This window comes from Pseudomonas sp. PvP100, from assembly GCF_017833055.1.
Lineage (GTDB): Bacteria > Pseudomonadota > Gammaproteobacteria > Pseudomonadales > Pseudomonadaceae > Aquipseudomonas > Aquipseudomonas syringae.
Genome location: NZ_JAFIBO010000001.1, coordinates 2,271,968 through 2,297,202, shown reverse-complemented (window position 1 = coordinate 2,297,202; position 25,235 = coordinate 2,271,968). Strand labels below are relative to the sequence as shown.

23 protein-coding genes are annotated in these 25,235 nt (G+C 60.6%); 19 read left to right on the top strand and 4 right to left on the bottom strand.

All coding sequences use genetic code 11. From position 1 onward, the window contains the following. The first annotated feature begins 14 nt into the window (after positions 1-14). The 4 genes from JOE39_RS09570 (at position 15) to JOE39_RS09555 (ending at position 4,966) form a co-directional block, all read left to right on the top strand. On the top strand, positions 15-398 hold the full coding sequence (locus tag JOE39_RS09570) for a protease inhibitor Inh/omp19 family protein (protein ID WP_209996061.1): 384 nt from the start codon (positions 15-17) through the stop codon (positions 396-398). 89 nt (positions 399-487) lie between these two features. Continuing rightward, entirely contained in the window at positions 488-2,281 is a 1,794-nt protein-coding gene (locus JOE39_RS09565; RefSeq protein ID WP_209996063.1) for a type I secretion system permease/ATPase, read from the top strand. Further along, positions 2,278-3,615, top strand: a complete 1,338-nt coding sequence (locus tag JOE39_RS09560; protein WP_004417301.1) for an HlyD family type I secretion periplasmic adaptor subunit — start codon at positions 2,278-2,280, stop codon at positions 3,613-3,615. Before JOE39_RS09565 ends, JOE39_RS09560 begins: the two co-directional genes overlap by 4 nt. Before the next feature lies 1 nt (position 3,616). Continuing rightward, a complete protein-coding gene (locus tag JOE39_RS09555; protein WP_209996072.1) occupies positions 3,617-4,966 on the top strand; it encodes a TolC family outer membrane protein in 1,350 nt (449 codons plus the stop codon). Here JOE39_RS09555 and solA read toward each other — a convergent pair whose 3' ends face one another. The 3 genes from solA to JOE39_RS09540 form a co-directional block, all read right to left on the bottom strand. Next, positions 4,967-6,142: an N-methyl-L-tryptophan oxidase gene (gene solA, locus JOE39_RS09550; protein WP_209996074.1), complete on the bottom strand. Its 1,176-nt coding sequence runs from the start codon at positions 6,140-6,142 to the stop codon at positions 4,967-4,969. Between the two features lie 443 nt (positions 6,143-6,585). Continuing rightward, positions 6,586-8,169, bottom strand: coding sequence for an aldehyde dehydrogenase (NADP(+)) (locus tag JOE39_RS09545; protein WP_209996082.1), 1,584 nt, complete (start codon positions 8,167-8,169; stop codon positions 6,586-6,588). A gap of 263 nt (positions 8,170-8,432) precedes the next feature. Then, the gene (locus JOE39_RS09540) at positions 8,433-9,323 is read right to left on the bottom strand and encodes a LysR family transcriptional regulator (RefSeq protein WP_210077429.1); all 891 of its coding nucleotides are present in this window, start codon (positions 9,321-9,323) and stop codon (positions 8,433-8,435) included. 104 nt (positions 9,324-9,427) lie between these two features. On the opposite strand from JOE39_RS09540, the gene JOE39_RS09535 reads away from it, so the two are divergent. Both JOE39_RS09535 and JOE39_RS09530 read left to right on the top strand, forming a co-directional pair. Continuing rightward, positions 9,428-9,967: a GNAT family N-acetyltransferase gene (locus JOE39_RS09535; RefSeq protein ID WP_003395744.1), complete on the top strand. Its 540-nt coding sequence runs from the start codon at positions 9,428-9,430 to the stop codon at positions 9,965-9,967. Positions 9,968-10,080: 113 nt separating this feature from the next. Beyond that, positions 10,081-10,725, top strand: a complete 645-nt coding sequence (locus tag JOE39_RS09530) for a TetR/AcrR family transcriptional regulator (protein WP_003343422.1) — start codon at positions 10,081-10,083, stop codon at positions 10,723-10,725. A 38-nt stretch (positions 10,726-10,763) separates the two neighbouring features. Here JOE39_RS09530 and JOE39_RS09525 read toward each other — a convergent pair whose 3' ends face one another. Then, on the bottom strand, positions 10,764-13,505 hold the full coding sequence (locus JOE39_RS09525) for a glycoside hydrolase family 3 C-terminal domain-containing protein (RefSeq protein WP_129430005.1): 2,742 nt from the start codon (positions 13,503-13,505) through the stop codon (positions 10,764-10,766). Between the two features lie 495 nt (positions 13,506-14,000). On the opposite strand from JOE39_RS09525, the gene JOE39_RS09520 reads away from it, so the two are divergent. The 13 genes from JOE39_RS09520 (at position 14,001) to JOE39_RS09460 (ending at position 25,193) form a co-directional block, all read left to right on the top strand. Then, entirely contained in the window at positions 14,001-14,228 is a 228-nt protein-coding gene (locus tag JOE39_RS09520) for a hypothetical protein (protein ID WP_003317922.1), read from the top strand. An 83-nt stretch (positions 14,229-14,311) separates the two neighbouring features. Continuing rightward, positions 14,312-16,036, top strand: coding sequence for a type II secretion system ATPase GspE (gene gspE, locus JOE39_RS09515; RefSeq protein WP_003411582.1), 1,725 nt, complete (start codon positions 14,312-14,314; stop codon positions 16,034-16,036). After that, positions 16,033-17,235, top strand: a complete 1,203-nt coding sequence (gspF, locus tag JOE39_RS09510; RefSeq protein WP_003417566.1) for a type II secretion system inner membrane protein GspF — start codon at positions 16,033-16,035, stop codon at positions 17,233-17,235. The genes gspE and gspF overlap by 4 nt, the downstream gene beginning before the upstream one ends. 25 nt (positions 17,236-17,260) lie before the next feature. Then, on the top strand, positions 17,261-17,692 hold the full coding sequence (gspG, locus tag JOE39_RS09505; RefSeq protein WP_003317918.1) for a type II secretion system major pseudopilin GspG: 432 nt from the start codon (positions 17,261-17,263) through the stop codon (positions 17,690-17,692). An 8-nt stretch (positions 17,693-17,700) separates the two neighbouring features. Further along, a complete protein-coding gene (locus JOE39_RS09500; RefSeq protein WP_003411575.1) occupies positions 17,701-18,135 on the top strand; it encodes a prepilin-type N-terminal cleavage/methylation domain-containing protein in 435 nt (144 codons plus the stop codon). After that, complete coding sequence (locus tag JOE39_RS09495; protein ID WP_003343408.1) at positions 18,135-18,506, top strand: type II secretion system protein; 372 nt, start codon at positions 18,135-18,137, stop codon at positions 18,504-18,506. Before JOE39_RS09500 ends, JOE39_RS09495 begins: the two co-directional genes overlap by 1 nt. Next, positions 18,503-19,135 carry a prepilin-type N-terminal cleavage/methylation domain-containing protein gene (locus JOE39_RS09490; protein WP_003371841.1) on the top strand — a complete coding sequence of 211 codons (633 nt, stop codon included), beginning with the start codon at positions 18,503-18,505 and terminating at the stop codon, positions 19,133-19,135. The genes JOE39_RS09495 and JOE39_RS09490 overlap by 4 nt, the downstream gene beginning before the upstream one ends. After that, a complete protein-coding gene (locus JOE39_RS09485) occupies positions 19,132-19,866 on the top strand; it encodes a general secretion pathway protein GspK (RefSeq protein WP_096116513.1) in 735 nt (244 codons plus the stop codon). Before JOE39_RS09490 ends, JOE39_RS09485 begins: the two co-directional genes overlap by 4 nt. Further along, entirely contained in the window at positions 19,863-20,957 is a 1,095-nt protein-coding gene (locus tag JOE39_RS09480; RefSeq protein ID WP_210077431.1) for a type II secretion system protein GspL, read from the top strand. The genes JOE39_RS09485 and JOE39_RS09480 overlap by 4 nt, the downstream gene beginning before the upstream one ends. Then, positions 20,932-21,543: a type II secretion system protein GspM gene (gspM, locus tag JOE39_RS09475; protein WP_003343405.1), complete on the top strand. Its 612-nt coding sequence runs from the start codon at positions 20,932-20,934 to the stop codon at positions 21,541-21,543. Before JOE39_RS09480 ends, gspM begins: the two co-directional genes overlap by 26 nt. Next, positions 21,540-22,070: a general secretion pathway protein GspN gene (locus JOE39_RS09470; protein WP_024683617.1), complete on the top strand. Its 531-nt coding sequence runs from the start codon at positions 21,540-21,542 to the stop codon at positions 22,068-22,070. The genes gspM and JOE39_RS09470 overlap by 4 nt, the downstream gene beginning before the upstream one ends. Next, on the top strand, positions 22,070-24,397 hold the full coding sequence (gene gspD, locus JOE39_RS09465; protein ID WP_210077433.1) for a type II secretion system secretin GspD: 2,328 nt from the start codon (positions 22,070-22,072) through the stop codon (positions 24,395-24,397). Before JOE39_RS09470 ends, gspD begins: the two co-directional genes overlap by 1 nt. Before the next feature lie 73 nt (positions 24,398-24,470). Further along, complete coding sequence (locus tag JOE39_RS09460) at positions 24,471-25,193, top strand: dienelactone hydrolase family protein (protein ID WP_004417313.1); 723 nt, start codon at positions 24,471-24,473, stop codon at positions 25,191-25,193. The last annotated feature ends 42 nt before the right edge of the window (positions 25,194-25,235 follow it).

Below are 25,235 nucleotides of genomic sequence, written 5' to 3'. Positions count from 1 at the left end.
GAACGTTCGTCCTTATGAAGCTCAACCGTTTTTTTCAATTCGCTCCAGCCGCTCTTGCGCTGCTGGTGAGCCTTTCTGGAGCATGCATGGCCATGAGTCTGAAACTGCCAAGCCCCGCTGAACTCAGTGGCAAGTGGTACCTGTTTATTCATTCACAGGCTGATCGAGCCTGCGAACTGCAGTTGAACACCGAGGCGCCCCAGCTGGGCGGCGATACCGCCTGCGCCACCAAATGGCTGAACGAAGCACCAGTCGGTTGGTTCCCGACGCCTGACGGTCTCGCCTTGACCGACAAAGAGGGCAATCGACTGATTCATTTCAACCATATGGGAGAGCAGCGCTATGAGGCGCGCCTGCCGAGCGGTCAGGTGCTGAGGCTGGAGCGCGCAGCCGAATAAAGGGTGCCGGCCGTGCACCGAAAAAATGTCCGAAATGAATGTCCCCAAGGATGTCACCCGGCCGCACTCGCGGCTTTCAAGGAAGAACCATGAGTATGTCCTCCCAAGGCAACCCTGCGCCGTTGTACAAAGCGCTGGCTGACTACAAGAGCGCGTTGATTGGTGTCGGTTGCTTTACCGCCCTGATCAACGTGCTGATGCTCGCCCCATCGATTTACATGCTGCAAGTCTATGACCGCGTACTGACCTCACAGAACCAGACCACTCTGGCCATGCTGACGCTGATGGTGGTCGGGTTTTTTGCGTTTATCGGCTTGCTGGAGATGATCCGCAGCTTTGTGGTGATCCGCATCGGCAGCGAGCTGGAGAAGCGTTTCAATCTGCGCGTCTATCAGGCCGCGTTCGAGAGCAACCTGCACGCCGGACAGCGTCAGGCTGGACAGGCGCTGGGTGACCTGACCTTCATCCGCCAGTTTCTCACCGGGCCGGCGCTGTTCGCGTTCTTCGACGCCCCGTGGTTTCCCATCTACCTGGCGGTAATCTTCCTTTTCGACCCCTGGCTAGGCGTGCTGGCCAGTGTGGGGACGGTGTTGCTGGTCGGACTGGCTTGCCTCAACGAATGGCTGACCCGCAAACCGCTGGCCGAAGCCAGCGGCTACTCGCAGCAGTCTGCGCAATTGGCGACCCGGCATCTGCAACAGGCCGAGGCGATCCAGGCGATGGGCATGCTTGAGGTCTTGCGGCGTCGCTGGTTCCATGTGCATGGGCGCTTTCTGGCCCTGCAAAACCGTGCCAGTGACACGGGAGCGGTGATCAGTTCAATCAGCAAGGCTTTACGCCTGTGCCTGCAGTCGCTGGTGCTGGGGTTGGGCGCACTGCTGGTGATAAATGGAGACATGACCGCCGGCATGATGATCGCCGGCTCGATCCTCATGGGTCGGGTTCTGAGCCCCATCGACCAGTTGATCGCCGTCTGGAAACAATGGAGTTCTGCACGCCTGGCCTACGGGCGCCTTGACCAGTTACTCAAGACCTACGCCGAGCCTGCGCCGCGCATGCCGCTGCCGGCACCGCGCGGTCAGATCAGTGCCGAACAGGTCAGCGCGGCGCCTCCAGGCAAAACGTCGCCGACGATTCAGCAAGTGAGCTTCCAGTTGCAAGCCGGTGAAGTGCTCGGCGTGCTGGGCGCATCCGGCTCCGGAAAATCGACCCTGGCACGCGTGCTGGTTGGTGTCTGGCCAGCGCTGGGCGGAACGGTACGTCTGGACGGGGCCGATATGCATCGCTGGGACCGAGAGGCGCTGGGTCCCTATATTGGCTATCTGCCGCAGGACATCGAGCTGTTCGGCGGCAGCGTGGCAGAAAACATCGCGCGCTTTCGCGAGGGCGACGCGAGCGCGGTGGTTGCTGCCGCGCAACTGGCGGGCGTGCACGAATTGATTCTGCGCCTGCCGCAAGGCTACGACACGCGGCTGGGCGATGATGGCGCTGGCTTGTCCGGCGGTCAGAAACAGCGCGTCGCGCTGGCCCGTGCGCTGTATGGCGATCCGCGACTGGTGGTGCTCGATGAGCCCAATTCCAATCTGGATGCCGCGGGTGAAGCGGCGCTGACTCAGGCGATTGCTGAACTCAAGACCCGCGGCTGTACCGTTGTGCTCGTCACCCATCGTACGCAGTCGTTGAACCAGACCGATCGCCTGCTGGTGCTGAGCGAAGGTCGCATGCAGGCATTCGGTGCCACGGCTCAGGTGTTGCAGGCCTTGTCCGGGCAGCCATCGTCAGCGCAAGCAGCGCAAGCGCACCCTCAATCGCAATCTCGCCCGGCAGCCGGGCTTTCCATGAGCCGTCAATACGGCGCGCAGAACAGGCAGTCCGACGTATGAACAGCCCTATCGACACTCATTACGCCGTGCCGGGCAAGGAGCGTGGCGTGCAGTTCTTCGTTCGCGCCGGCTGGATTCTCATGCTGGCGGGGGCGGGCAGTTTTTTTCTGTGGGCCAGTCTTGCCCCTCTGGATCAGGGCATTGCCGTGCAGGGGACGGTGGTGGTCTCTGGCAAACGCAAGGCCGTGCAATCGCTGGATGGCGGCGTGGTCAGCAAAATTCTGGTCAGTGAAGGTCAACTGGTCAAAGAGGGCGAACCGCTGTTTCGCCTTGATCAGACTCAGGTCGAAGCCGACGTGCAATCGCTGCGAGCCCAGTACCGAATGGCCTGGGCCAGCCTGGCGCGCTGGCAGAGCGAGCGCGACAACCTTGACGAGGTGCGTTTTCCCGCAGAACTCATTGCCGCCGGGCAGGGGCAAGACCCCGACCCACGGCTGGCGCTGGTGCTTGAAGGGCAGCGGCAGTTGTTCAGCAGCCGACGCCAGGCCCTGGCGCGCGAGCAGTCCGGTCTGCAGGCGAGCATCGAGGGTGCCGGATTGCAGCTCGCCGGCATGCGCCGTGCACGCTCGGATCTGATGGCTCAGGCTGATTCGCTACGCAAGCAACTGAGTAACCTGGAGCCGCTGGCGCAGAACGGGTTCATTCCCGGCAATCGCCTGCTGGAGTTCCAGCGTCAGCTTTCTCAGGTGCAGCAGAGCCTGGCGCAAAACGCAGGCGAAACCGGACGTATAGAGCAAGGTATCGTCGAGTCGCGCCTGCGCCTTCAGCAGCAGCGCGAGGAGTACCAGAAAGAGGTGCGCAGCCAATGGGCCGATGCCCAGGTCAAGGCGCTTACCCTTGAGCAGCAACTGGCCTCGGCCGGTTTCAGTCTGCAACACAGCGCCATCCTGGCGCCGGCGGATGGCATCGCCGTCAATCTGGGCGTGCACACCGAAGGTGCGGTGGTGCGTGCCGGCGAAACCCTGCTGGAAATCGTCCCACAAGGCACACGGCTTGAAGTTGAAGGGCGGCTGCCAGTGCAACTGATCGACAAGGTCGCTAGCCATTTGCCGGTCGACATTCTGTTTACCGCGTTCAATCAAAGCCGTACGCCGCGGGTTTCCGGCGAGGTGAGCCTGATTTCTGCCGACCAGATGCAGGATGAAAAAACCGGCCAGCCGTATTACGTCCTGCGCACCTCGGTGGGCGACGCGGCGCTGGAAAAACTCAACGGGCTGGTGATCAAACCCGGCATGCCCGCTGAAATGTTCGTGCGCACGGGTGAGCGCTCGCTGCTCAATTATCTGTTCAAACCTTTGCTGGACCGTGCCGGCTCCGCGTTGACGGAGGAATAGGATGTTTCGTCATCCCCTTAAAGCTGCTTTGCTGACGGCCATCCTGATGGGTACTGCACCCTTGAGTCAGGCCATGGGCCCGTTTCAGGTCTATGAACTGGCGCTTCGCAATGACCCGGTTTATCTGGGCGCGCTGAAGGAGCGTGACGCGGGTCTGGAAAACCGGGTGATTGGTCGTGCCGGCTTGTTGCCCCGCGTGTCATACAGCTACAACAAGGGGCGCAACGATTCCAAGGCGACCCTCAAAGGCAGCACTCAAGACACCACTGATCATCGCCACTACAACAGCTTTGGTTCGAGCCTGACGGTTCAGCAGCCATTGATCGATTACGAGGCGTACGCCAATTACCGCAAGGGACTGGCCCAGGCGTTGTTTGCCGACGAGACCTTTCGCAGCAAGAGCCAGGAGTTACTGGTGCGGGTGTTGACCCTGTACACCCAGGCACTCTTCGCCCAGGACCAGATCAATATCGCGCGTGCCAAGCAGCAGGCGTTCGAACGCCAGTTCGCGCAGAATCGGCAGATGTTCGAGCAGGGAGAGGGCACACGCACCGACATTCTCGAAGCGGAGTCGCGCAACGAACTGGCGATTGCCGAGCAGATCGAAGCCAGCGATGAGCAGGACGCGGCCTTGCGCGAGCTGGCCGCGTTGCTGGGCGAGCCGAGTATCGATGTTGCGCAGCTGGAGCCCTTGAGGGACAGCTTTCAGGCGTTGGTCCTCGCACCGTCCAGCTTTACCGAGTGGCATGCGCTGGCGATGGCCAACAGCCCGATCCTGGCTTCGCAGCGTCAGTCCCTGGAAGTGGCGCGATACGAGGTGGAGCGCAATCGCGCGGGGCATCTGCCGACGGTGAATGCCTACGCAAGTATCCGTCAGAACGAATCGGACAGCGGCAACACCTACAATCAGCGTTACGACACCAACACGATAGGCATCGAGCTCAGTCTTCCGCTGTACGCCGGAGGGGGCACCAGCGCCTCGGTGCGCCAGGCCAACAGCAAGCGCGAGCAGGCTGAATACGAGCTGGAGGGCAAGACCCGCGAAACCCTGATCGAGCTGCGTCGCCAGTTCAACGCCTGTGCGTCAGGGGTGAGCAAGTTGCGCGCCTATCAGAAGGCGCTGATCTCGGCGCAGGCACTTGTCGAATCGACCCGCCAGAGCATTCTGGGTGGCGAGCGCATCAGCCTGGATGCCCTCAACGCCGAGCAGCAGCTTTACAGTACTCGTCGCGATCTGGCGAAAGCCCGTTACGACTATTTGATGGCCTGGATCAAGCTGCATTACTACGCCGGCACCTTGCGTGACACCGATCTGGCGCGCATCGACGAGGCTTTCGTGGTGGCGCGCTGATCAGCACTGTCTGGCGAAACGCTGCAGTGAAAAGGCCGAGAGATCCACATCGCTCTCGCCTTCGATACAGCGTTGCGCCAGCGCCAGTCCGAGCCCGGCCGAATGTTTGAAACCGTGGCCGGAACAGGCCGAGACCACCGTCACATTTTTCAGGTGCGGGTGTTCATCGATGATGAAGTGGCAGTCCGGCGTGACCGTGTAAGCGCACACCGAAGACTTGACCACCTTTGGCGTCAGTCCCGCAATCCTGCCCTGCACCTGAGTGCGGAACATTTCCTGTTCTTCCCGCGCGGTAATGGTGCGGTCCAACTGGTCAGCCGCTGACGTCTCAAGGTATTGCTCGGTGGCGACCTTCATGCTGTTTTCACCGGGCAGCGGCGGGAAGCCGTAATTGACATCGGCGTCGCCCGGCCCGTGAATCAGGATGAAGCTTGGCGACGGCGCAGCAAAGGCAGCCTCATGCTGCAACTCGAACCAGAACAGCTTCTGCCGGCACACCCGCAGCAGGTCGCTGAACGGTGCGCCGAGCAAATCGGCCGACCACATGCCCGCGCTGACCACGACCTTGTCGGCGATGATCGAGCCCTTGTCGGTGGTGATTCGTACCTGATCGCCATGCGCCTGCAGTTGCGTGACCGTCTCGTGGGTCAGCAAACGCGCGCCGTGTTGCCTTGCCAGCTTGAGCTGTACGGCGATGCAGCGCTCGGGCCGAACGAATCCGCCCTCTGGTTCGAAATAGCCGATGGCGCTATCCAGCACAGGAGCGAACTGAGGGAAGCGCTCGCGAATCGCTGCGGCCGCCAATACCTCGTGTTTCACCCCATAAGTGCGGGCCAGCGCGATGGTCTGATGGGTAAAGTCGTTGACGTCCTCTGGATCGTAAGCGGGGCTTGAAGTCATCACCAGCACTCCGCACTGCTCGAACAGCGACTCGCCGCTCAATGCTTCAAGTTCGCGCCAGATGCGCTGCGAGCTGCGTACCAGTGACAGGTATTGCGGACCTTCACCGGCCGACAGCCGCGTGATGCGGGTATCGCCGTGACTGGAGCCTTGTGTGTGCGGAGGGGCGTAGCGGTCGATGCCAATCACATCGACTCCGGCCTTTGCCAACTGATAGGCCGTGGCAGCACCCATGGCACCCAGGCCGAGTACGGCCACGTTACAACGCTGTTGCATGGTTGAGGCCTCGATAAATCGTCTATTTCACGCGGGACTGCCTGTCGAATCAACCGCCAAACGTGCATAAGGTTATGTCGGGCGGCCTCGTGGGCCATTACCGATGCCATCACCCCGGAATTCAAGGCCCCCGTCAAAAATTTACGCTTGCACTGCTCAGGGTTTTTAAGGTCCGAATTCGATGAAAAGTTGTCCACGGAAATCGTGGGTATGTCTGTGGGTAACTTTTTGAAACCCTTGTTACACGTGGCTTACAGCTGTGTGGTTATTTTATGAACAGCCCATGTTTTGCACTTCTATGTTGCTGTCATCCGGGTACAAAACCGGTCCGCTATAAGCGACTCCGGGCACAAAAAAGAAATTTTTTCCAAAAAAAAGCGCGACCCTCATCAGGTCGCGCTGCTGTGTTGCGGATGCTGTGTTGCGGATTTAGCCGATGGCGATTACGCGACAGGCTGATCACTCCATTCGCCATTGACCAGACGACGCAGGCCCAACGGGTTGGCGTTCTGCAACGCAGGTGGCAACTGGCTGTCCGCCAGGTTCTGATAGCACACGGGGCGCAGGAAGCGGTCGATGGCGAGGGTGCCCACCGAGGTACCGCGTGCGTCCGAGGTTGCCGGGTATGGGCCACCGTGAACCATGGCCTCGCAGACCTCGACACCGGTCGGGTAGCCGTTGAACAGAATGCGCCCGACTTTCTCTTCGAGAATCGGTTGCAGCCAGTTGTACTGGCTCAAGTCCGCAGGCTCGCCGATCACCGTCGCAGTCAGCTGACCACGCAAGGCTTGCAGCGCGTCTTTCAACTGCGCATCGTCAGCGACTTCGATCAGCAGCGTGGTCGGGCCGAAGACTTCCTCTTGCAGCAATTGATCACCGTTCAGTAACAGGCTGATGTCAGCCTTGAACAACTGCGCCTGAGCCTGCTTGCCTTCCTGTGGCTTGCCGGCCAGATGAGTCACGCCAGGATGCGAAAGCAGATGTTCCACGCCCTTGCTATAACTGCGCAGGCCACCCGCGTTGAGCATGGTCTGCGGAGCCTGACTGCCCATCTGTTCGGTCAGTTGCTCGATGAATGTCGAGAACGCCGGGGAGCGCAGGCCGATGACCACGCCGGGGTTGGTACAGAACTGACCGGCACCCATGACCACCGAGCCGGCAAGCTCCTTGGCCACGGTTTCACCACGTGCCTGCAAGGCGCCTGGCAGCAGCACGACCGGATTAATACTGGACATCTCGGCAAACACCGGAATGGGTTGTGGACGCTCGGCAGCCATTTTGCACAGCGCGTTGCCACCGTTCAGCGAGCCGGTGAAACCAACCGCCTGGATGGCCGGGTGCTTGACCAGGCCTTCACCGACGCCGTTGCCGAAGATCATGTTGAACACGCCTTTGGGCATCTGCGTACGCTCGGCAGCGCGAATGATTGCGCTGGCCACCAGATCGGCAGTCGCCATGTGACCGCTGTGCGCCTTGAATACTACCGGGCAACCGGCGGCCAGTGCTGCTGCGGTATCACCGCCCGCAGTGGAAAACGCCAGCGGGAAGTTGCTTGCCCCGAACACAGCAACCGGGCCCACGCCGATGCGGTACTGGCGCAGGTCGACGCGTGGCAACGGCTTGCGATCCGGCAACGCCAGGTCGATACGTGCACCGACGAAATCACCGCGGCGCAGGACCTTGGAAAACAGACGCATCTGGCCGCTGGTGCGCCCGCGCTCACCCTGAATACGCGCCTGGGGCAGAGCGGTTTCCTGGCAGACGATAGCGACGAAGTCATCGCCAAGCCCGTCGAGTTCATCAGCAATGGCGTCGAGGAAATCCGCGCGACGGGCCGGGCTCAGCTGACGAAATTCCGGGAATGCAGCCTTGGCAGCCAGTGCCGCGGCGTCGATTTCGCCGTCGGTGGCCTGATGAAAGCTGTAAGGCAGCTCTTCACCCGTGGTGGCGTCCAGACTTTTTTGCAGGCTCTGGCCCAAAGCGCTGCGGCCGCCAGCGATGAAGTTCTGGCCGAGAATGTTAGGCATCGGTATCTCCTGTTGTTTTGAGGTTGGAGGTCGGCAGGGAAGGTATCCGGACCGGCGCTCCTTATGGGTTGCCGAGTTGCTTTACAGATTGTCAGTGATGGAGCGTCTAAAAGCAGGCCAGCCATCATTTTTTCAGTTACCAGTGGGCAGTCATCGTACAACCTGATTCGCCGCCTGTGCAACTGTCGACCTTATTTGCCAAGCCGAGTGCCTTTGCTCTTTATAGTGCATGGGCGCAATCAAGCCTCTATCGTGGCGCGCCTTCATGACCTTTTGAGGTCTTGCAGCGCATCCAGCACCTGACGCAGGGCTTTGCTGACCGGTTTGTCCTGGCGTAAGGCAATTCCCAGGGTGCGAGTCAGCGCTGTTGCCAAGGGCTGCACTTGCAGGCCGCGGCGATGGTGCAGCGCAGCAACGGCCATCCGCGGCACGATGCTGTAGCCCAGGCCTGCAGCGACCATTTCCTTGATCGCTTCAATGCTGCCCAGTTCCATGATCGGTTTTATGCGGATGCCGGCATGCAGGAACCATTCATCGATCAACTGACGCGTGCTGCTGCCGGCTTCGAATACGACCAACGGCTGTGCGCTGAGGCGCTCCGGGGTCATGTGTGCCGGCATCGGTCGCTGGCTGCTGGCGAAAATCGCGACGAACTCATCTTCAAGCAGCGGCGTGATGTGCAGACTGCGACCAGAGGCGGGCAGGGTGATCAGCGCCAGATCCACGAGGTTTTCTTCGACCGCCTTGAGGATGCCTTCGGTGTTGCCGGTGCTGACGCGCACATCCAGTTCGGGGAAACGCCGACGCAGCGCCTGCAGCATGGGCGGCAGCAGATGAATACACGCTGTTGCGCCGGTGCCGATGGCGATTTTTCCGGCAATGCCGCTGGCATGGCTGGACAGCTCCTGCAAGGCGTCTTCGACCACCGCATCGATGCGCGCGATATGCTCCAGCAGTACATTGCCTGCGGAGGTAGGTTTGAGGCGTTTGCCGACCCGTTCGATCAGTTGCAGCTTCAGTTGATCTTCCAGCTGTCGCACCTGCAGGCTGACCGCGGGTTGGGTCAGGTGCAAACGCTCCGCCGCCGCAGAAAAACTGCCATGGGCAATGACCAGCGAAAATGTGTGCAGGTGATTGAGGTTCAGCCGACGCATGACAAAGTATTTCTTATGCTGTGGATGACAAATCATAGCTTTTTTAATGTCGTGGTGAGCGGCATCATTGCGGCCATTCACAGACATTCGTACAGAGCCTGGACATGACTTCAACCTTTGACCTGCGTGACGCCCGCGACGATGACATGCCCGCTGTACAGGCGATCTACGCTGACCACGTGCTGCACGGGATTTCCAGCTTCGAGCTGGAGCCGCCTGACCTGGCCGAATTGCTGCAGCGTCGTCGTATGGTCCTTGCGAAAGGCTTGCCGTATCTGGTCGCTGAGCGCGGCGGAGAAATTGTCGGCTATGGCTACGTTACGCCGTATCGGCCACGTCCAGGCTACCGCTTTACCGTCGAGGATTCTGTGTACGTGCGCGATGGACTCGGCGGTCAGGGGATCGGCCAGGCGCTGTTGAGTGCCCTGGTGCAGCACTGTGAAGCGGGCGGCTGGCGGCAGATGATTGCGGTAATCGGCAATAGCCAGAATATCGCGTCGTTGCGCCTGCATGAGCGTCTTGGCTTTCGCCGGGTCGGGGTGTTCGAATCGGTCGGTTTCAAGCATGGTCGCTGGGTAGACACGGTGCTGATGCAGCGCATGCTGGGCGAAGGTTGGGGCAGTGTTCCGGTGGAGCGCACCTGACCCTGCCATGGTTCTGCTGTACAAGATGAAATTGTCGAACAATCCGGCTCAATAGCGTTGCCAGCGCTTGCCTGAATCGTTAGGGTACGCGGCTGTTCAAGAAGGAGCCTGATATGACTCGGCATGACCCCACGGAAACGGGCACGGCAGTCACCCGACAGCGACGCGCGCCAAAGGGCGAAAAGCGCCGCGAAGAACTGCTCGATGCGGCACTGCAAGTGTTTTCCCTTGAAGGCTATACCGGCGCTTCAGTGGCCAAGGTAGCAGCCATCGTCGGTATTTCCGTTGCCGGATTGCTGCACCATTTTCCGAGCAAGATCTCGCTGCTGATGGGCGTGCTGGAGCGACGCGACGAGGTCAACGGCCGAATTGCTGCCGAAGTCCGCACCGATAACACCTTGACCGGTCTGCTCGGCGGCTTGCGCGCGATCAACCGCTCCAACGCCACGGCACCCGGCGTGGTACGAGCGTTTTCGATCCTCAATGCGGAAAGTCTGCTGGAAAACCAGCCTGCCTATGAATGGTTCCAGACGCGCTACGAGCGTATTCACGCGCACTTGCTGGGACAGTTTTCGGCCTTGGTGGAGCGCGGGGAGGTACGTGCGGATGTGGATCTGGACAAGATTATCCGGCAGCTTCTGGCGATGATGGATGGCTTGCAGATTCAGTGGTTACGCTTTCCCGATCAGGTGGATCTGGTCGAGTGTTTCGATACCTACATTGCGCAGGTCGATGCAGCGGTAAGGGCTCGTCCTTGAGCCTTTATTTGTCCGTTTACCTTTCAGTCGGCTAACGCTTACTCAACGGTCTGCTTGAATACACCGCCGGTCTTGACCGGTGGTTTCTCGACCAGAACCGAGTTCAGAGCGGAGCGTGGCAGCGGGTTGCTGGTGGTGGTCGACAGTTCCTGACGGAACGAGTTGACCAGCTTGGCGTTCAGGCGGATGTCCTGCGATGACGAACCGAGCGAGATGTTGAAGGTGTCGGCATCGACCACCCACTGCTTGCTCTTCTCATCGAAGTAGGCCAGCGAGCGGTCATTCAGCTCGATGGTCACACGCTTGCTTTCACCCGGCTTGAGGAACACCTTCTTGTAGCCTTTGAGTTCCTTGATCGGACGCTCGACTTTCGGGTTCTGCTGGCCCACGTACAGCTGGGCGACTTCCGAACCACCGACCTTGCCGGTGTTGCTCAGGTCGAAGGACACCTTGATCGGCGTGTTGCCGACCGCGACGCCTGGCGTCACCTTAATGTTGCTGTAGCCGAACGTGGTGTACGACATACCGTAACCGAACGGGTAGAGCGGCTTGATGCCTTTCTTCTCGTATCCGCGATAACCCAGCAGCAGGTCATCCTTGTAATCCATGTCGGTCAGAGTGTTCTGATTGTCGAATTTCGGGAAAGAAGCGTAAGCCGGGTTGTCTTCGATGTTGCGTTCGATACTGATCGGCAGTTTGCCCGACGGGTTGACCTTGCCGAACAGGATCTCGGCCAGGGCCTGACCACCGTTCTGACCTGGGTAGAACGCGTGCAGCGCTGCTGGAACCTGTTCGATCCAGTCGCTCATCTTCAGACCCGTACCGCCATACATGGTCACCACGGTATTGGCGTTGACCTTGGCGATGTTCTGGATCAGCTCGTTCTGGAACTCAGGCAGATCGAAGCTGTGGTCGAAACCTTCACCTTCGTATTCGTTGCTGTTACCTACGGCAACCACGACGGCGTCATAGCCGGACAGGTCCTGAGGAGCGTTCAGCGAGGCGGAGCTCAACTGCACACCTACCAGGCCGCCCATGGTCGACAGGTAGCCGGCACGGCGCGAGTACTCGAGCTTCACGTCGTAAGACTGGCCCGCTTCCAGGTTGATCTTGGCGAACTCTGGAATGGTAGGCGGAATGCTGTTGCCCGGAAGCGGCTTGCCGTCACCGTTGTCGATGATTTTCTTGCCGTTGACCCACAGACGCACGGCGCCGTCGGCACGCACCTTGAACACTTGCTCGCCGCTCTGGGTCGGGGTGACCTTGCCGGTGTAGCGAATCGAAGTGGACGATGTATCGCCATTCAACTGGCCAGCGGTCGAGCCTTTGGTGGTGTACGGATCGGACGTCGAAGTGTTGCTTTCGAACGGCAGGTTCTTGTCGTTGGCCCAGTCCAGGTCAACGTGCTTCTCGGTGCGGGTGACAGCGGCATCGCCAGACCAGTTGGTGTTGCTGAAGTACTCGGCCTTCATGCCCTGGACTTCATTGCCAGTTGCGTCGGTGGTGGTCCAGGCACTGGTGCTTGGGTCCAGCGACAGGCCTTCGATGAAGTCGACCTTGGCGTTAGGCGCGATTTGTTGCAGGCCGCTCAATTCGCTGACGTAATGGCTGGCCATGACGTTGGCGCTGCCGAAACCGGTCGGTGGCGAGTACTTGGCCAGGGTGCCGACAACGGCGATTTTCTTGACTTTCTGCTTGTCCAGCGGCAGCAGGTTGTCCTGGTTTTTCAGCAGTACGATACCTTCACGCGCAGCGTTCAGAGCAACCTTGTTGCTGGTCGAGCTGTTCATGTTGTGCGTGGTCAGCGGCGTCTTGCTGTCGAACTTGTACAGGTAGATCTGCTTGAGAATACGACGGACCTTGTCGTCGATGGTCGCAGCGCTCAGGTCGCCGGCGTCCAGATGCGGCTTCAGCACGGAGCTGTTCATCTGGTACCCCATCATGTCCAGATCGGTACCGGCGCGGGCAGCGTTGAAACCGTGCACGACAGCGTTGTAGTCGCTCTGTACGAAGCCTTTGAAGCCCCATTCCTTCTTCAGGATCTGGGCGATCAGGTGCTCGCTTTCGCAGGCGAACTCACCGTTCACTTTCTGGAAAGCGCACATCATCATCGCCACGTTGCCGTTTTTCGACGACGATTCGAACGCAGGCAGCGACATTTCGCGCAGCACGCGCTCTGGCATTGTCTGGTTCAGATTGAAGCGGTTGCTTTCCTGATCGTTAGCCGCGTAGTGCTTGGCGTTGGCCCATACACCACGAGACTGGATGCCGTTGATGACACCTGGTGCCAGGCTGGCGCCGAGGAACGGGTCTTCACCGGAGAGGTATTCGAACGCACGGCCGCCGAACGGCATGCGGTACAGGTTGACGCCGGGGCCAGTGATGAACTGGTAGCCGCCGACGGCAGTGTCATAGCCCAGCGCACGGCCGAGGTCGATGGCACGACGCGGGTTGAAGGTGGCGGCCAGGTTAGGGCCGGACGGGTAGACAACACCCTGATCGTTGCCTTCGCTGGTGTAGCGCACGCCCACACCGCCGTCAGCGCCATGGATCTGCGGGACGCCGTAGTTGGTCAGTGGCTTGACGTCCCAGCCGCCGGTGCCGCCAATGTAGGCCAGCTTTTCTTCCATGGTCATCTTGGCCAGGGTTTTCTGTGCGGCTTTTTCGGCGCGATCTTCACGCCCTTGTTGTACGGTCGGGTCAGCGGCGTGCACCTGGGATACTGCCAATGCCAGCAAGGCCAGCGCCGAGTGCGCGCCTATCATCTTTCGCTTGTTCATATTGCTCTCCAACTGCGTTTCAAATAACTGTCTGCCTGCGCACGTGCGCAGGATAAATGCGTTCTTATTTACTGCTTTCGGCCAACTTTTCTGTGGGCAACAGTTTCCCGTCGTCGCGTTTATTCCCTGTTTCAAGGGCGCGAGGTAGGACTCCTTAGTTACCGTATTAGTTTTGTTTGGCGTTTCTTTTTTTACTTGCCGAGCGCTATCAAATTGACATCACGTGATGGCGTTTTGAATCTACAAAACGATACAATTAAGTATAAAACAAGGCATAAATGTCAAATAAAAGCGTATTTTTCTTTGATTTGGTAATTTTTCTTTACATCTGAGGAACTCTTGTTAAACCTACTGGTCGATGGGTTTAAGATTTTTCAGGATGAAGAAAGACAGCTCGCAAGTTGCGACATGTGCTGTGCGCTAGTTCTTGGCCGTTTTCTACAACTGCTCCGTTTTTTTGCGGGGCTCTTTTTGTTTTTTTGAGGAGTTAATACGATGAAGTTTTCCATGATGAGTGCCGGTGTGGTGTTGGGTCTTGCCCTGAGTGGTGCAGCCTTTGCCGACGACGCGACGGATACAGATGCAACTTCCGGCGCCAGCGACGAGACCGTGATGACCCAGACTCAGGACGCCAAGGCGGCTCAGAAAGCGCAAAACCAGAAGACCGAAACGACAAAAGGCGGTCGCCCGCAGAACGCAACCCCTCAAAAGCAGTCAAACTGATCGTTTGAAGCCTTTGAGCGCAGCACTCTCCGGTCGGAGAGTGCTGTAATATGTCCCTCCGAAGTAGCAAAATGCCCTCATTCATGCCGTCAGCTCCCGTCGAAGTTTCCCGTCTGCTCATTCCGGATGCCCAGCAGGTTTGTGCCTGGCTGATCGAAAATGCCGGTCTGAAAACGGCCGATCTGGAGCGCGCCCAGCGTCTGCAGCAGGAGTCGGAAGGCACTGAGTTGCTCGGGCTGCTGACGCGTCTGGGCCTGGTTTCCGAATTCGAACTGGCCCGCGCATGGGCGGCATTGCTGCAGGCACCGTTGTTGCTCGCCGATGCTGTACCACCGCTGCTGGACCCTTTGCCGCCGCTGACCGAACGCTTCATGCGCCACTATCAAGTCGTACCGGTAGGCTGGAGCGATCAGGGCCTGCAAGTGCTCAGCGCCAACCCTGGCACGCTGTACCCGTTTCAGGCCATCGCCTACGCCTGCGAGGTGCCGGTGCGACTGTCCATTGGCCCGCGCAACGAGGTTGAAACCCTTATCGAGCGCTACTACGGGCAGGGCCGCTCGGCGATGGGCACCCTGATCGAGAACCTGGATGAGGAGGGTGGCTCGCTGGAAGACATCGAGCACCTCAAGGACCTGGCCTCCGAAGCGCCGGTCATTCGTCTGGTCAACCTGATCCTGCAGCGTGCAGTAGAGCAGCGTGCATCGGACATCCACATCGAACCGTTCGAGAGCCAGTTGAAGGTGCGTTATCGCATCGACGGCGTGCTGCACGAAGCGGAAGCGCCGCCATCCAGTTCTTCGGCAGCGGTGATTTCCCGGGTGAAGATCATGGCGCGGCTGGACATCGCCGAGCGTCGTCTGCCGCAGGATGGCCGGATCATGCTGCGCATCCAGGGCAAGGAGCTGGACCTGCGGGTATCGACAGTGCCCACCAGCTTTGGCGAATCGGTGGTCATGCGTCTGCTGGACCGACAGACCATCAACTTCGATTTCCCGAGCCTGGGTTTCGATGGCGAACGGCTGGACGAATTTCTCGACGTGCTGGAGCGTCCGCACGGCATTCTGCTGGTCACCGGGCCGACCGGTTCCGGCAAGACCACCACGCTGTATACCGCGCTGTCACGGCTCAATACGGCCGAGCGCAAGATCATCACCGTTGAAGACCCGGTCGAGTATCAGCTCGAAGGCATCAACCAGATTCAGGTCAAGCCATCCATCGGCCTGGATTTCGCCGGAGCGCTGCGCTCCATCGTGCGTCAGGACCCGGATGTCATCATGATCGGTGAGATGCGCGACCTGGAAACCTGCCGTATTGCCATCCAGTCCTCATTGACCGGTCACCTGGTGCTCTCGACCCTGCACACCAACAGCGCGGCGGCGAGTATTACCCGCTTGCTGGACATGGGCGTCGAAAGCTACCTGATCGCGTCGACGGTCAACGGAATTCTGGCTCAGCGCCTGGTCCGTCGCCTCGATCCGGCAACCCGTGAAGCCTTCGATGCGCCACCGGAGCTGATCGCCGAACACGGGCTGGAGCGTTTCACTGACGAGCGGCCGATCCGCCTGTATCGTCCACGTGCCGATGCGCCCGGCGGCGGCTATCGCGGCCGTAGTGCAATCACCGAACTGCTGGTGATGAACGAAGAGCTGCGCAGTCTTTTGATGCGCCACGCCGACGCCTCGACGCTGGAAGAGGCTGCCCGACGTGGCGGCTTGCGCACACTGCATGAAGAAGGCCTGCGTCAAGCCGTTGCAGGGGTGACTTCGCTGGAAGAGGTGCTGCGCGTCACCCGTGGTGAAGGCACATGAGCCTGTTCAAGTACCGCGCGCTGGATGCTCAGGGTGCGCCGCAGAATGGCACGCTGGAGGCCCGCGATCAGGACGCCGCCATTGCCGCGTTGCAGAAGCGTGGCCTGATGGTTTTGCAGGTCGATGCTGCCGGTCTGGGCGGTTTGCGTCGTGCGCTGGGCAGCGGTTTGCTCAATGGCGCGGCGCTGGTCAGCTTCACCCAGCAGCTCGCAACGTTGCTCGGCGCAGGCCAACCGTTGGAACGATCGCTTGGGATTCTGCTCAAACAGCCTGGACAACCGCAGACCAAAGCGTTGATCGAGCGCATCCGCGAACAGGTCAAGGCTGGCAAGCCGTTGTCCGTGGCACTTGAAGAAGAGGGCAGCCAGTTTTCGCCCCTCTATATAAGCATGGTCCGCGCCGGTGAAGCCGGTGGCGCACTGGAAAGTACGCTGCGCCAGCTGAGCGATTACCTGGAGCGCAGCCAGTTGCTGCGTGGCGAGGTGATCAACGCGCTGATCTATCCGGCCTTCCTGGTGGTAGGCGTGTTGGGTTCCCTGGCGCTGTTGCTGGCCTACGTCGTGCCGCAATTCGTACCGATCTTCAAGGATCTCGGCGTGCCGATTCCGTTGATCACCGAGGTTATTCTCAACCTCGGAGAGTTTTTGAGCGACTACGGGCTGGCGGTGCTGGCGGGCCTGATCGCGTTGATCTGGGGCATGGCCATTCGCATGCGCGACCCGCAGCGTCGCGAGCGCCGCGATCGCCGTTTGCTGGGCATTCGGGTGATCGGTCCTTTATTGCAGCGCATTGAGGCAGCACGTCTGACTCGAACCCTCGGGACGCTTTTGACCAATGGAGTGGCGTTGTTGCAGGCGCTGGTGATCGCTCGCCAGGTCTGTACCAATCGTGCCCTGCAGGCGCAGGTCGAGCAGGCGGCCGAGTCGGTCAAGGGTGGCGGTACGCTGGCCAGCGCATTTGGCGCGCAACCGCTGTTGCCGGATCTGGCGCTGCAAATGATCGAGGTCGGCGAACAGGCTGGCGAACTGGACACCATGCTGATGAAGGTCGCCGATGTGTTCGACGTCGAGGCCAAGCGCGGTATCGACCGCATGCTGGCCGCACTCGTACCGGCGCTGACGGTAGTGATGGCAGGCATGGTCGCGGTGATCATGCTGGCCATCATGCTGCCGCTGATGAGCCTGACCAGCAATATCTGAATTCATGAAACAGGAAACCATTCCGATGACTTTTAGCCGTACACGTTTCAAACCCGCACGTCGACAGGGCGGCTTCACATTGCTGGAAATGCTCGCCGTTATCGTATTGCTGGGCATCGTTGCGACCATCGTCGTGCGTCAGGTGGGCGGCAACGTCGACAAGGGCAAGTACGGGGCAGGCAAGGCTCAACTGGCCAGCCTGGGCATGAAGATTGAAAGCTACGCGCTGGACGTCGGTTCGCCACCCAAGACCTTGCAGCAATTGACCGAGAAGCCGGGTAATGCATCGAACTGGAACGGCCCTTACGCCAAGCCTTCGGACCTCAAGGATCCGTTCGGCCATGCATTCGGCTACCGCTTCCCTGGTCAGCACGGCAGCTTCGACCTGATCTTCTACGGCCAGGACGGTCAGCCGGGCGGCGAAGGGTACAGCGCCGACCTGGGCAACTGGGAGTAACGTTCGGCATGAGAACGCCTGTCGCAAGCCGGGGTTTTACCCTCATGGAAATGCTGGTGGTGCTGGTGTTGATGAGCATCGCCGTCGGTCTGGTGGGTTTCGGTCTGCAACAGGGTTTGAGCACCGCCAGTGAACGGCGCGCGGTCGGCGACATGGTCGAAGCGTTGCGGGCCACCAGAGTGCGCGCGATTGTCACCGGTCAGCCGGCGCGCACCGAATTCAATCTGCGCAAGGCGACCTTCAAGGCGCCCGGCAAGCGCGAGATGCACTGGCCGGAAAGTCTGCGCGTGACCATGCAGACCGCGTCCGATCTTGGTTCCGCTGTGGAGTTCTACCCGGACGGCGGCTCCAGCGGTGGCAATGTGGTGGTCGCTGACGGCGACCGGCGCTGGCGTATTGATATTGGCTGGCTGACCGGCAGCGTCCAGGTCCGGACGCTTTAATGAAAACATCGCAGTCGGGGTTCACCCTGCTGGAAATGCTTGCTGCACTGACCGTCATGGCGGTGTGCAGCGGTGTTCTGCTGGTGGCGTTCGGGCAAAGTGCGCGCTCCTTGCAGCAGGTGTCGCGCAGTGACCGGCTGAGCCATGCGGCACGCACGATAATGGATCAGGAAAGCGCCGGTCCGCTGGAAAACGGTACGCGAAAGGGAGAGCTCGCAGGCATCGACTGGACACTGGATATCCGTCAGCTGCCGGGTGCCAATGGTCAGGCGAGGATGTTTCGCCTCGACCTGATGCTCAGTGAACATCAGCGCAAGGCGCAGTTCAGCACGTTTAAATTACGCGGCGCTGTCAGCGGTGCGGGGTCATGATGCGTACCCAGCGTGGCTTCACGCTGCTGGAAGTGCTGCTGGTGATCAGCCTGCTCGGCGTGTTGCTGGTACTGGTTGCCGGGGCGTTGCTGGGCGCCAATCGTGCCGTGCTCAAGGCTGAGCGCTACACCGTTAACCTGGACGAGATCCGCGCCGCGCAAGCGTTTCTGCGCAGCTCGATCGCTCAGGCGCTGCCGCTGGACACGTCTGGTGAGGATGACGTCAACAGCGGTTTTTTTGAAGGCTCGGCGCAGCAGTTGCGGTTTGTCGCAACGCTGCCGGGCGAGCTAGGCGGCGGTATCCAGGTTCACAGCCTGGAGCTCAAGGGGCCGCAAGACCATCGGTCTTTGCAAGTGTCGTTCGCTCAGGTTCTGTCCAGTGCGAATGGCATCGCCCTCAAACCCTGGGGTGAGCCTCAGGTATTGCTGCAAAACGTCGAGTCGTTGACGTTCAGTTATCGCGGGCTGACGCCCAAGGGCAAGCCGACCGGCTGGATGGCCGAATGGCCCTGGCCGAATCGCTTGCCGGGCGCGGTGCGCATCGACATGCAGACCCATGGCGCGGTGAAATGGGTCTCTGAAGTGGTGGCCTTGCGGCTGGACCTGTCCGGTGGGGCGGGCGGCGAATGAACGTGACGGGCCGATCGCAGCGCGGTGTTGCGCTGCTGGTGGTGCTCTGGGTGCTGGCACTGCTGAGCCTGTTGCTCGGCGGGCTGGCCGGGTGGGTGCAACTGGAAAGTCGGCAGTCGCTCTGGTTACGGCAAAATACCCAGGCGCTGATGGCCGCCGAAGCTGGCATGAATATGGCTGTACAGGGCTTGCTCGATCCTGAACAGCGCAAACGCTGGATTGCTGACGGGCGTGTGGTCTCGTTACGGATGGATGACACGCAACTGTTGGTGAGCATCAGAAGCGAGCGCGGCAAGCTGGACCTCAACAGCGCGCCGGTTGCTGATATATCGCGTCTGCTGCAGGCCTGCGGCGCGGCTAAAAATCAGGCCAGCGGTATCGCCCAGGTATTGGAGTCGCAGCGCAATGGCGGTCAGTCACCGCTGCGGGTGGTAGAAGAAGTTCGCCAGCTGCCGGGCATGAACCAGGCGCTGTATACCCGGCTGTTGCCGGAAATAACATTATGGAGCGGTCTGGATCGGCCCGACCCGGCGTTCGCTTCGGCGTTGCTGCGTCGGGCCTTGAACCTGCCGAACCAGAGCGCGGTCGGGGCCGACCCCGGTGAGGTACTGGCCATCGACACGCGCGCAGAACGACCGGGCGGTGTGACCGCCCTGTTACAGACCACTGTTTTATTGAGCCCATCGGAGGGAGGCGCACAGCCCTACAGGGTGTTGCGTTGGCAAGAATGAATTCATCAGTTTCTGCACGTCTGGCGCCTGTTTACGCGTTACGCGAACAGGTCGCCCGGCAGTGGCGTGGCAGTCCGGCGCAACATGCCTGGCAGTGGTGGGTGACGGAGCTTCGCGCCTGCCTGCCGCCGCGTGTGCGTCGATGGCTGGGCCGCGAGACCGTGGAGCAGGCGCTTGTCTGGCCATTGGTCGAGCCGCTGCCCGATGCATCGCCTCAGGTACGGCGGGTTCTGCTGCTGCCGCCCTCGGCTGTGCTGTTGCAGACCTTGCAGCTTCCTGCGGCTGCGGCACGCAATCTGTCGACTGTGGTCGGCTACGAGCTTGACCGTTTCACGCCATTTGACGCTGGGCAGTTGTACTTCGTCGCCCGTCAGGACAGTCGCAGCGCCAGCTTTGTGCAGGTCACGCTGGTGGCAATCCTGCGCGAGCGGCTGGACGCGATACTCAGTGAGTGCGCCGAGCGTGGGTTGCGTCCCGATGCTGTCGATGTGGGCACTGATGTGGGCGCTGACAACCTGACTACAGGGCAGCGCATGGGTGTCGATCTGCTGCCGATGCCACTGCGTCCGCAGCAATCGCGCTCCGGCCATCGCTTGCAGCGCGGGCTGATCTGGCTGTGTGCCGGCCTGCTGCTGAGCGCCATGTTGCTGTGGCTGAACGATCGGCAGAACCTGCTCGAGGACATGCAGGCCAGCGTCAAGGCGCAGAAGGCTCAGGTTGGCGAGGTCCAACAACTGCGCCAGCAATTGACCAACACCTTGGGCGCCGCCAATTACCTGCTGCGCCGCAAGGCTGCGCAGCCGCCGCTCTCGGCGCTGCTCAGCGAACTGACCGCCTGCCTGCCTTCGGACACCTGGATCGAGCACCTGGAAATCAGCGACAGTGCCGAGGTGGCCTTTTCCGGGCAGAGCGCCAAGGCCAGTGCGCTGATCGGCCGCGTCAAGGACTGCCGAAGTCTGGATAATGCGCAGTTTCAGGGGGTGATCCAGCCCGACACCAAAACCGGCAAGGATCAATATTCCCTGCGCGCGCATTTGCACCAGAACCAGCAGCAGGAGAACGCCGATGCGCCGTCCACTGACAAGCCGTGAGCGGCGGGGCGCTGCCCTGATGATTCTGGCCCTGGTGTTGTGCCTGGCTTACTGGTTGTTGATCGACAGCTGGTTCGCCGGACCCTTGCGCGACATCAACGAACAGACCGACCAGTTGCGCGAACAGCAGCAGCGCTACGCGGGCCTTCTGCAGCAGGGTGATTCGTTGCGCGAGCAACTGGAGCAGGCCCGCCGTGATCCGGCCAGCAGCACCAGCCTGCTGCCGGGCGAAGATCCCAGTGCCGTGGCCGCGGATCTGATGCAGCGCATTGCCGACCTGATCAGCAGCCAGGCCAGCACTGGCGGCGGCTGCGAGTTGACTCAGCGCATGCCGATCACCCCTGAGCAGGACAGTGCCGAGCCGTATCGGCAGGTCAAGGTCAGCCTGACCCTGAACTGCGCCATCGAACCACTGACCGCCATCCTGCATGCGCTGGAGTATCAGCGCCCGTTTCTGTTTATTGATGAGATGAGTATGCGTCGCGACGCCAACGCTCCGGCCAGCGGTGCTGCTGGCAAACTGGTGGTGCACCTGCTGGTGCGCGGCTACCTGCAACCGGCCAGTGCCGGGGAGGGCGAGCAATGATCGGTTCACTGCGTCCGCTGGAGTGGGCACTGCTGGCTTTTGCCGCAGTGTTGGCAGCTTTGATCGCACTGGTCTTCAGCGGCGCCGCGCACTCACCGGACTGGCTGCCCGAGCAGGCACCGCGCGACCCGGTCGATCAGCGGGCGCAGGTCCACAGCGCGCCTTCGGCGACACTCGACAGCCTGGCCAATACCTGGAAAACCCCGCTGTTCAGTCCTGATCGCAGCCCTGACGTGGCCGTTCGCAAAGCCGATGCGCAGGCCACCAATCTGGCTGGCCTGACCCTGACCGGGGTAATCATGGACGGCTCGTTGCGCGTGGCATTGCTCAAGCAGGCCAGCGGTCCGGCATTGAAGGTCCGTCAGGGCGATCGCTTGCCCAACGGCTGGACGCTGGACCGTCTGGAGCCCACCCAGGCCACGTTCAAACTCGATGACCGCACGCAAGTCCTGCGCCTGCCCGCGCTGCGTCTGCCGCCGCCGTCGAATACACCGCCGATTACCTTAACCAACGATTCCACCCTGTGATGGGTACCTTTTCTGGAGTTCCTGCCATCGCTACCTTGCGCACACCCTTGCTTTGCCTGGCCACCGCCGTCGCCCTTGGCGGCTGCGCGTCACAGTCAGACACACTCGATCCCGACAATGGCATGCTGCAGGAAGCGCTCCAGGGAACCGGTTCACAACGCCCGCCGGTAGACCCGCGCAGCGAAAGACCGCCCGTCGAGCCACCTTTCCAGCAGACGACCAGCTCGCCGCAGCGGCAGATCATCAAAGGCAACCAGCGTTTCATCCGTCAGCCTGCCGCTGCTCCCGCAGCGCGTCAGGCCGAGACGGGTGACATCGTCTTCAACTTCACCAATCAGCCGATTCAGGCGGTGATCAACAGCATCATGGGCGATCTGCTGCACGAGAATTACAGCATTGCCCAGGGTGTGAAGGGCGATGTGAGCTTCTCGACGTCCAAGCCGGTCAACAAGCAGCAGGCGCTATCGATTCTCGAGACGCTGCTGTCCTGGACCGACAACGCCATGATCAAGCAGGGCAACCGCTACGTGATCCTGCCATCGAACCAGGCGGTGGCGGGCAAGCTGGTCCCGGAAATGCGCGTGGCGCAACCTTCGGCCGGCATGTCGGCGCGGCTGTTTCCGCTGCGCTACATCTCGGCGACCGAGATGCAGAAGCTGCTCAAGCCGTTCGCCCGGGAAAACGCCTTCCTGCTGGTAGACCCGGCGCGCAATGTGCTCAGCCTGGCGGGTACGCCCGAAGAGCTGGCCAACTATCAGGACACCATCGACACCTTCGATGTGGACTGGCTCAAAGGCATGTCTGTCGGCGTCTTCGGCCTGCAACGCGCCTCGGTTGGCGAACTGATGCCAGAACTGCAGAAAATGTTCGGCCCGGAAAGCGGCATGCCGCTGGCGGGCATGGTGCGTTTCCTGCCAATCGAGCGGACCAATTCGGTGGTGGCGATTTCCTCGCAGCCTGAATACCTGCATGAAGTCGGCGAGTGGATTCACACGATCGATGAGGGCGGTGGCAACGAGCCGCAGATGTACGTGTATGACGTACGCAACATGAAGGCCACTGATCTGGCCAAATACCTGCGGCAGATTTACGGCACCGGCGCCATCAAGGAAGACGCTGCGGCCAAAGTTGCACCAGGCTTGCGCACCACCACCTTGTCGTCGCTCAACTCCAGTGGCGGCAACGGTGTCGGCGGCATGAGCAGCTCCAACGGGCTGGGCGGTACCGGCAGCGGCCTGAGCAATGGTGGCGGGTTTGGCAACAGTCAGGGCATGAACAACAGCCAGAACAATGGCGACAGCGAATCCGAAGGCGACGATCAGAGTGGCGGTGATTCGGATTCGGCCAGCCAGGAAGGCAGCGAGTCCGGTGGCAACAACAAGTCTCTGGACGCCAGCACACGCATCACGGCGCAGAAGAGCAGCAACCAGTTGCTGGTGCGCACCCGTCCGGCGCAGTGGAAGGAGATCGAGTCGGCCATCAAACGCCTCGATAATCCGCCGCTGCAAGTGCAGATCGAGACGCGCATTCTGGAAGTCCAGCTCACCGGTGAGCTGGACATGGGCGTGCAGTGGTACCTCGGGCGTCTGGCGGGCAACTCGGGTACCACCGGCAACGTGACCAATACTGCGGGCAGCCAGGGTGCGATTGGTACTGGCGGTGCTGCGCTGGCCTCTACTGACGCGTTCTTCTACTCCTTTGTCAGCAACAACCTGCAAGTCGCCTTGCGGGCGCTGGAAACCAATGGCCGCACGCAGGTCCTGTCGGCGCCTTCGCTGGTGGTCATGAACAACCAGCAGGCGCAGATTCAGGTCGGCGACAACATCCCGATCAGCCAGACCTCGATCAACACCAACACCAATGCCGGCACCACATTGAGCAGCGTCGAATATGTGCAGACCGGTGTGATTCTCGATGTCGTGCCACGCATCAATCCGGGCGGCCTGGTGTACATGGACATTCAGCAGCAGGTCAGCAGTGCCGACACCAATGCCAACAACAGCGATGCCAACGGCAATCCGCGTATTTCCACCCGTTCGGTGGCCACGCAAGTGGCCGCGCAGAGTGGTCAGACCGTGCTGCTGGGCGGTTTGATCAAACAGGATAACGCCGAGTCGGTCAGCGCCGTACCTTATCTGGGACGCATCCCGGGCTTGAGATGGCTGTTCGGCAATACCAGCAAATCCAAGGGCCGTACCGAACTGATCGTACTGATCACGCCGCGGGTCATTACCAGCAGCAGCCAGGCCCGTCAGGTGACGGATGATTACCGTCAGCAGATGCAGTTGATCAAGCCGGAAGTTTCGCGGACCAGCATGCAGAACTGAGGCTGTGTTAGTTTCTGCCACCACGTCCACTCACGACGCTGCCCGCTGGCAGCGTCAAACAGAGGTCATGAACATGCTGAAATTCTTCGCTGCCTTGCTGTTTGCCTTTGTCGGAATGGCACAGGCGCAGGACACCTTGCATACGGACCTGCCACTCGATTACCTGGCGCAGACCAATGTCGACAAGCCTGACCAGCCACTGGTGATTTTCATCCACGGCTACGGCAGCAATGCCGCCGACCTGTTCGGGCTCAAGGAAGAGCTTCCGGCCGACTACAACTACGTGTCGGTACAGGCGCCGATGGAGTTGCGCGCTGACAGCTACAAATGGTTCACCCAGAAGCCCGGCGTCGCGGATTACGACGGTGTGACTGAAGACCTGAAAAGCAGCGGTACCCAGTTAGCCGCGTTCATCGGCAAAGCCACTGAGAAGTTTCATACCCAGCCAGGCAAGGTCTTCCTGATCGGTTTCAGCCAGGGCGCCATGATGAGTTATGAAGTCGCCCTGCGACAGCCCAAACTGGTCGGCGGTTTTGCAGCATTGAGCGGGCGGCTGCTGCCGGTCGTGAAGTCCGAGGTCAAAGCCTCCGACGACCTCAAGGCTCTGAGCGTATTCATCGGCCACGGCACGCAGGATCGCCAGGTGGCCTATGCCAGCGCACCGCAAGCCGAAGCGACGTTGAAATCGCTCGGCCTGACGCCGCAGTTGCATGCCTATGAAGGCATGGGGCACAGCATCAATGAGGCTGAAGTGATGGATCTGGCGGCTTGGTTGAAGCAGTCAAACCGCCAGTGAATACGTGCGTCGTCCTAGGGGCGACGCTCATTCTTCGTTCAA

Bases quoted from the DNA above. Each gene is read 5' to 3' on its own strand.
- JOE39_RS09570 (WP_209996061.1), top strand. From the start codon at position 15: ATGAAGCTCAACCGTTTTTTTCAATTCGCTCCAGCCGCTCTTGCGCTG.
- JOE39_RS09565 (WP_209996063.1), top strand. From the start codon at position 488: ATGAGTATGTCCTCCCAAGGCAACCCTGCGCCGTTGTACAAAGCGCTG.
- JOE39_RS09560 (WP_004417301.1), top strand. From the start codon at position 2,278: ATGAACAGCCCTATCGACACTCATTACGCCGTGCCGGGCAAGGAGCGT.
- JOE39_RS09555 (WP_209996072.1), top strand. From the start codon at position 3,617: ATGTTTCGTCATCCCCTTAAAGCTGCTTTGCTGACGGCCATCCTGATG.
- solA (WP_209996074.1), bottom strand. From the start codon at position 6,142: ATGCAACAGCGTTGTAACGTGGCCGTACTCGGCCTGGGTGCCATGGGT.
- JOE39_RS09545 (WP_209996082.1), bottom strand. From the start codon at position 8,169: ATGCCTAACATTCTCGGCCAGAACTTCATCGCTGGCGGCCGCAGCGCT.
- JOE39_RS09540 (WP_210077429.1), bottom strand. From the start codon at position 9,323: ATGCGTCGGCTGAACCTCAATCACCTGCACACATTTTCGCTGGTCATT.
- JOE39_RS09535 (WP_003395744.1), top strand. From the start codon at position 9,428: ATGACTTCAACCTTTGACCTGCGTGACGCCCGCGACGATGACATGCCC.
- JOE39_RS09530 (WP_003343422.1), top strand. From the start codon at position 10,081: ATGACTCGGCATGACCCCACGGAAACGGGCACGGCAGTCACCCGACAG.
- JOE39_RS09525 (WP_129430005.1), bottom strand. From the start codon at position 13,505: ATGAACAAGCGAAAGATGATAGGCGCGCACTCGGCGCTGGCCTTGCTG.
- JOE39_RS09520 (WP_003317922.1), top strand. From the start codon at position 14,001: ATGAAGTTTTCCATGATGAGTGCCGGTGTGGTGTTGGGTCTTGCCCTG.
- gspE (WP_003411582.1), top strand. From the start codon at position 14,312: ATGCCGTCAGCTCCCGTCGAAGTTTCCCGTCTGCTCATTCCGGATGCC.
- gspF (WP_003417566.1), top strand. From the start codon at position 16,033: ATGAGCCTGTTCAAGTACCGCGCGCTGGATGCTCAGGGTGCGCCGCAG.
- gspG (WP_003317918.1), top strand. From the start codon at position 17,261: ATGACTTTTAGCCGTACACGTTTCAAACCCGCACGTCGACAGGGCGGC.
- JOE39_RS09500 (WP_003411575.1), top strand. From the start codon at position 17,701: ATGAGAACGCCTGTCGCAAGCCGGGGTTTTACCCTCATGGAAATGCTG.
- JOE39_RS09495 (WP_003343408.1), top strand. From the start codon at position 18,135: ATGAAAACATCGCAGTCGGGGTTCACCCTGCTGGAAATGCTTGCTGCA.
- JOE39_RS09490 (WP_003371841.1), top strand. From the start codon at position 18,503: ATGATGCGTACCCAGCGTGGCTTCACGCTGCTGGAAGTGCTGCTGGTG.
- JOE39_RS09485 (WP_096116513.1), top strand. From the start codon at position 19,132: ATGAACGTGACGGGCCGATCGCAGCGCGGTGTTGCGCTGCTGGTGGTG.
- JOE39_RS09480 (WP_210077431.1), top strand. From the start codon at position 19,863: ATGAATTCATCAGTTTCTGCACGTCTGGCGCCTGTTTACGCGTTACGC.
- gspM (WP_003343405.1), top strand. From the start codon at position 20,932: ATGCGCCGTCCACTGACAAGCCGTGAGCGGCGGGGCGCTGCCCTGATG.
- JOE39_RS09470 (WP_024683617.1), top strand. From the start codon at position 21,540: ATGATCGGTTCACTGCGTCCGCTGGAGTGGGCACTGCTGGCTTTTGCC.
- gspD (WP_210077433.1), top strand. From the start codon at position 22,070: ATGGGTACCTTTTCTGGAGTTCCTGCCATCGCTACCTTGCGCACACCC.
- JOE39_RS09460 (WP_004417313.1), top strand. From the start codon at position 24,471: ATGCTGAAATTCTTCGCTGCCTTGCTGTTTGCCTTTGTCGGAATGGCA.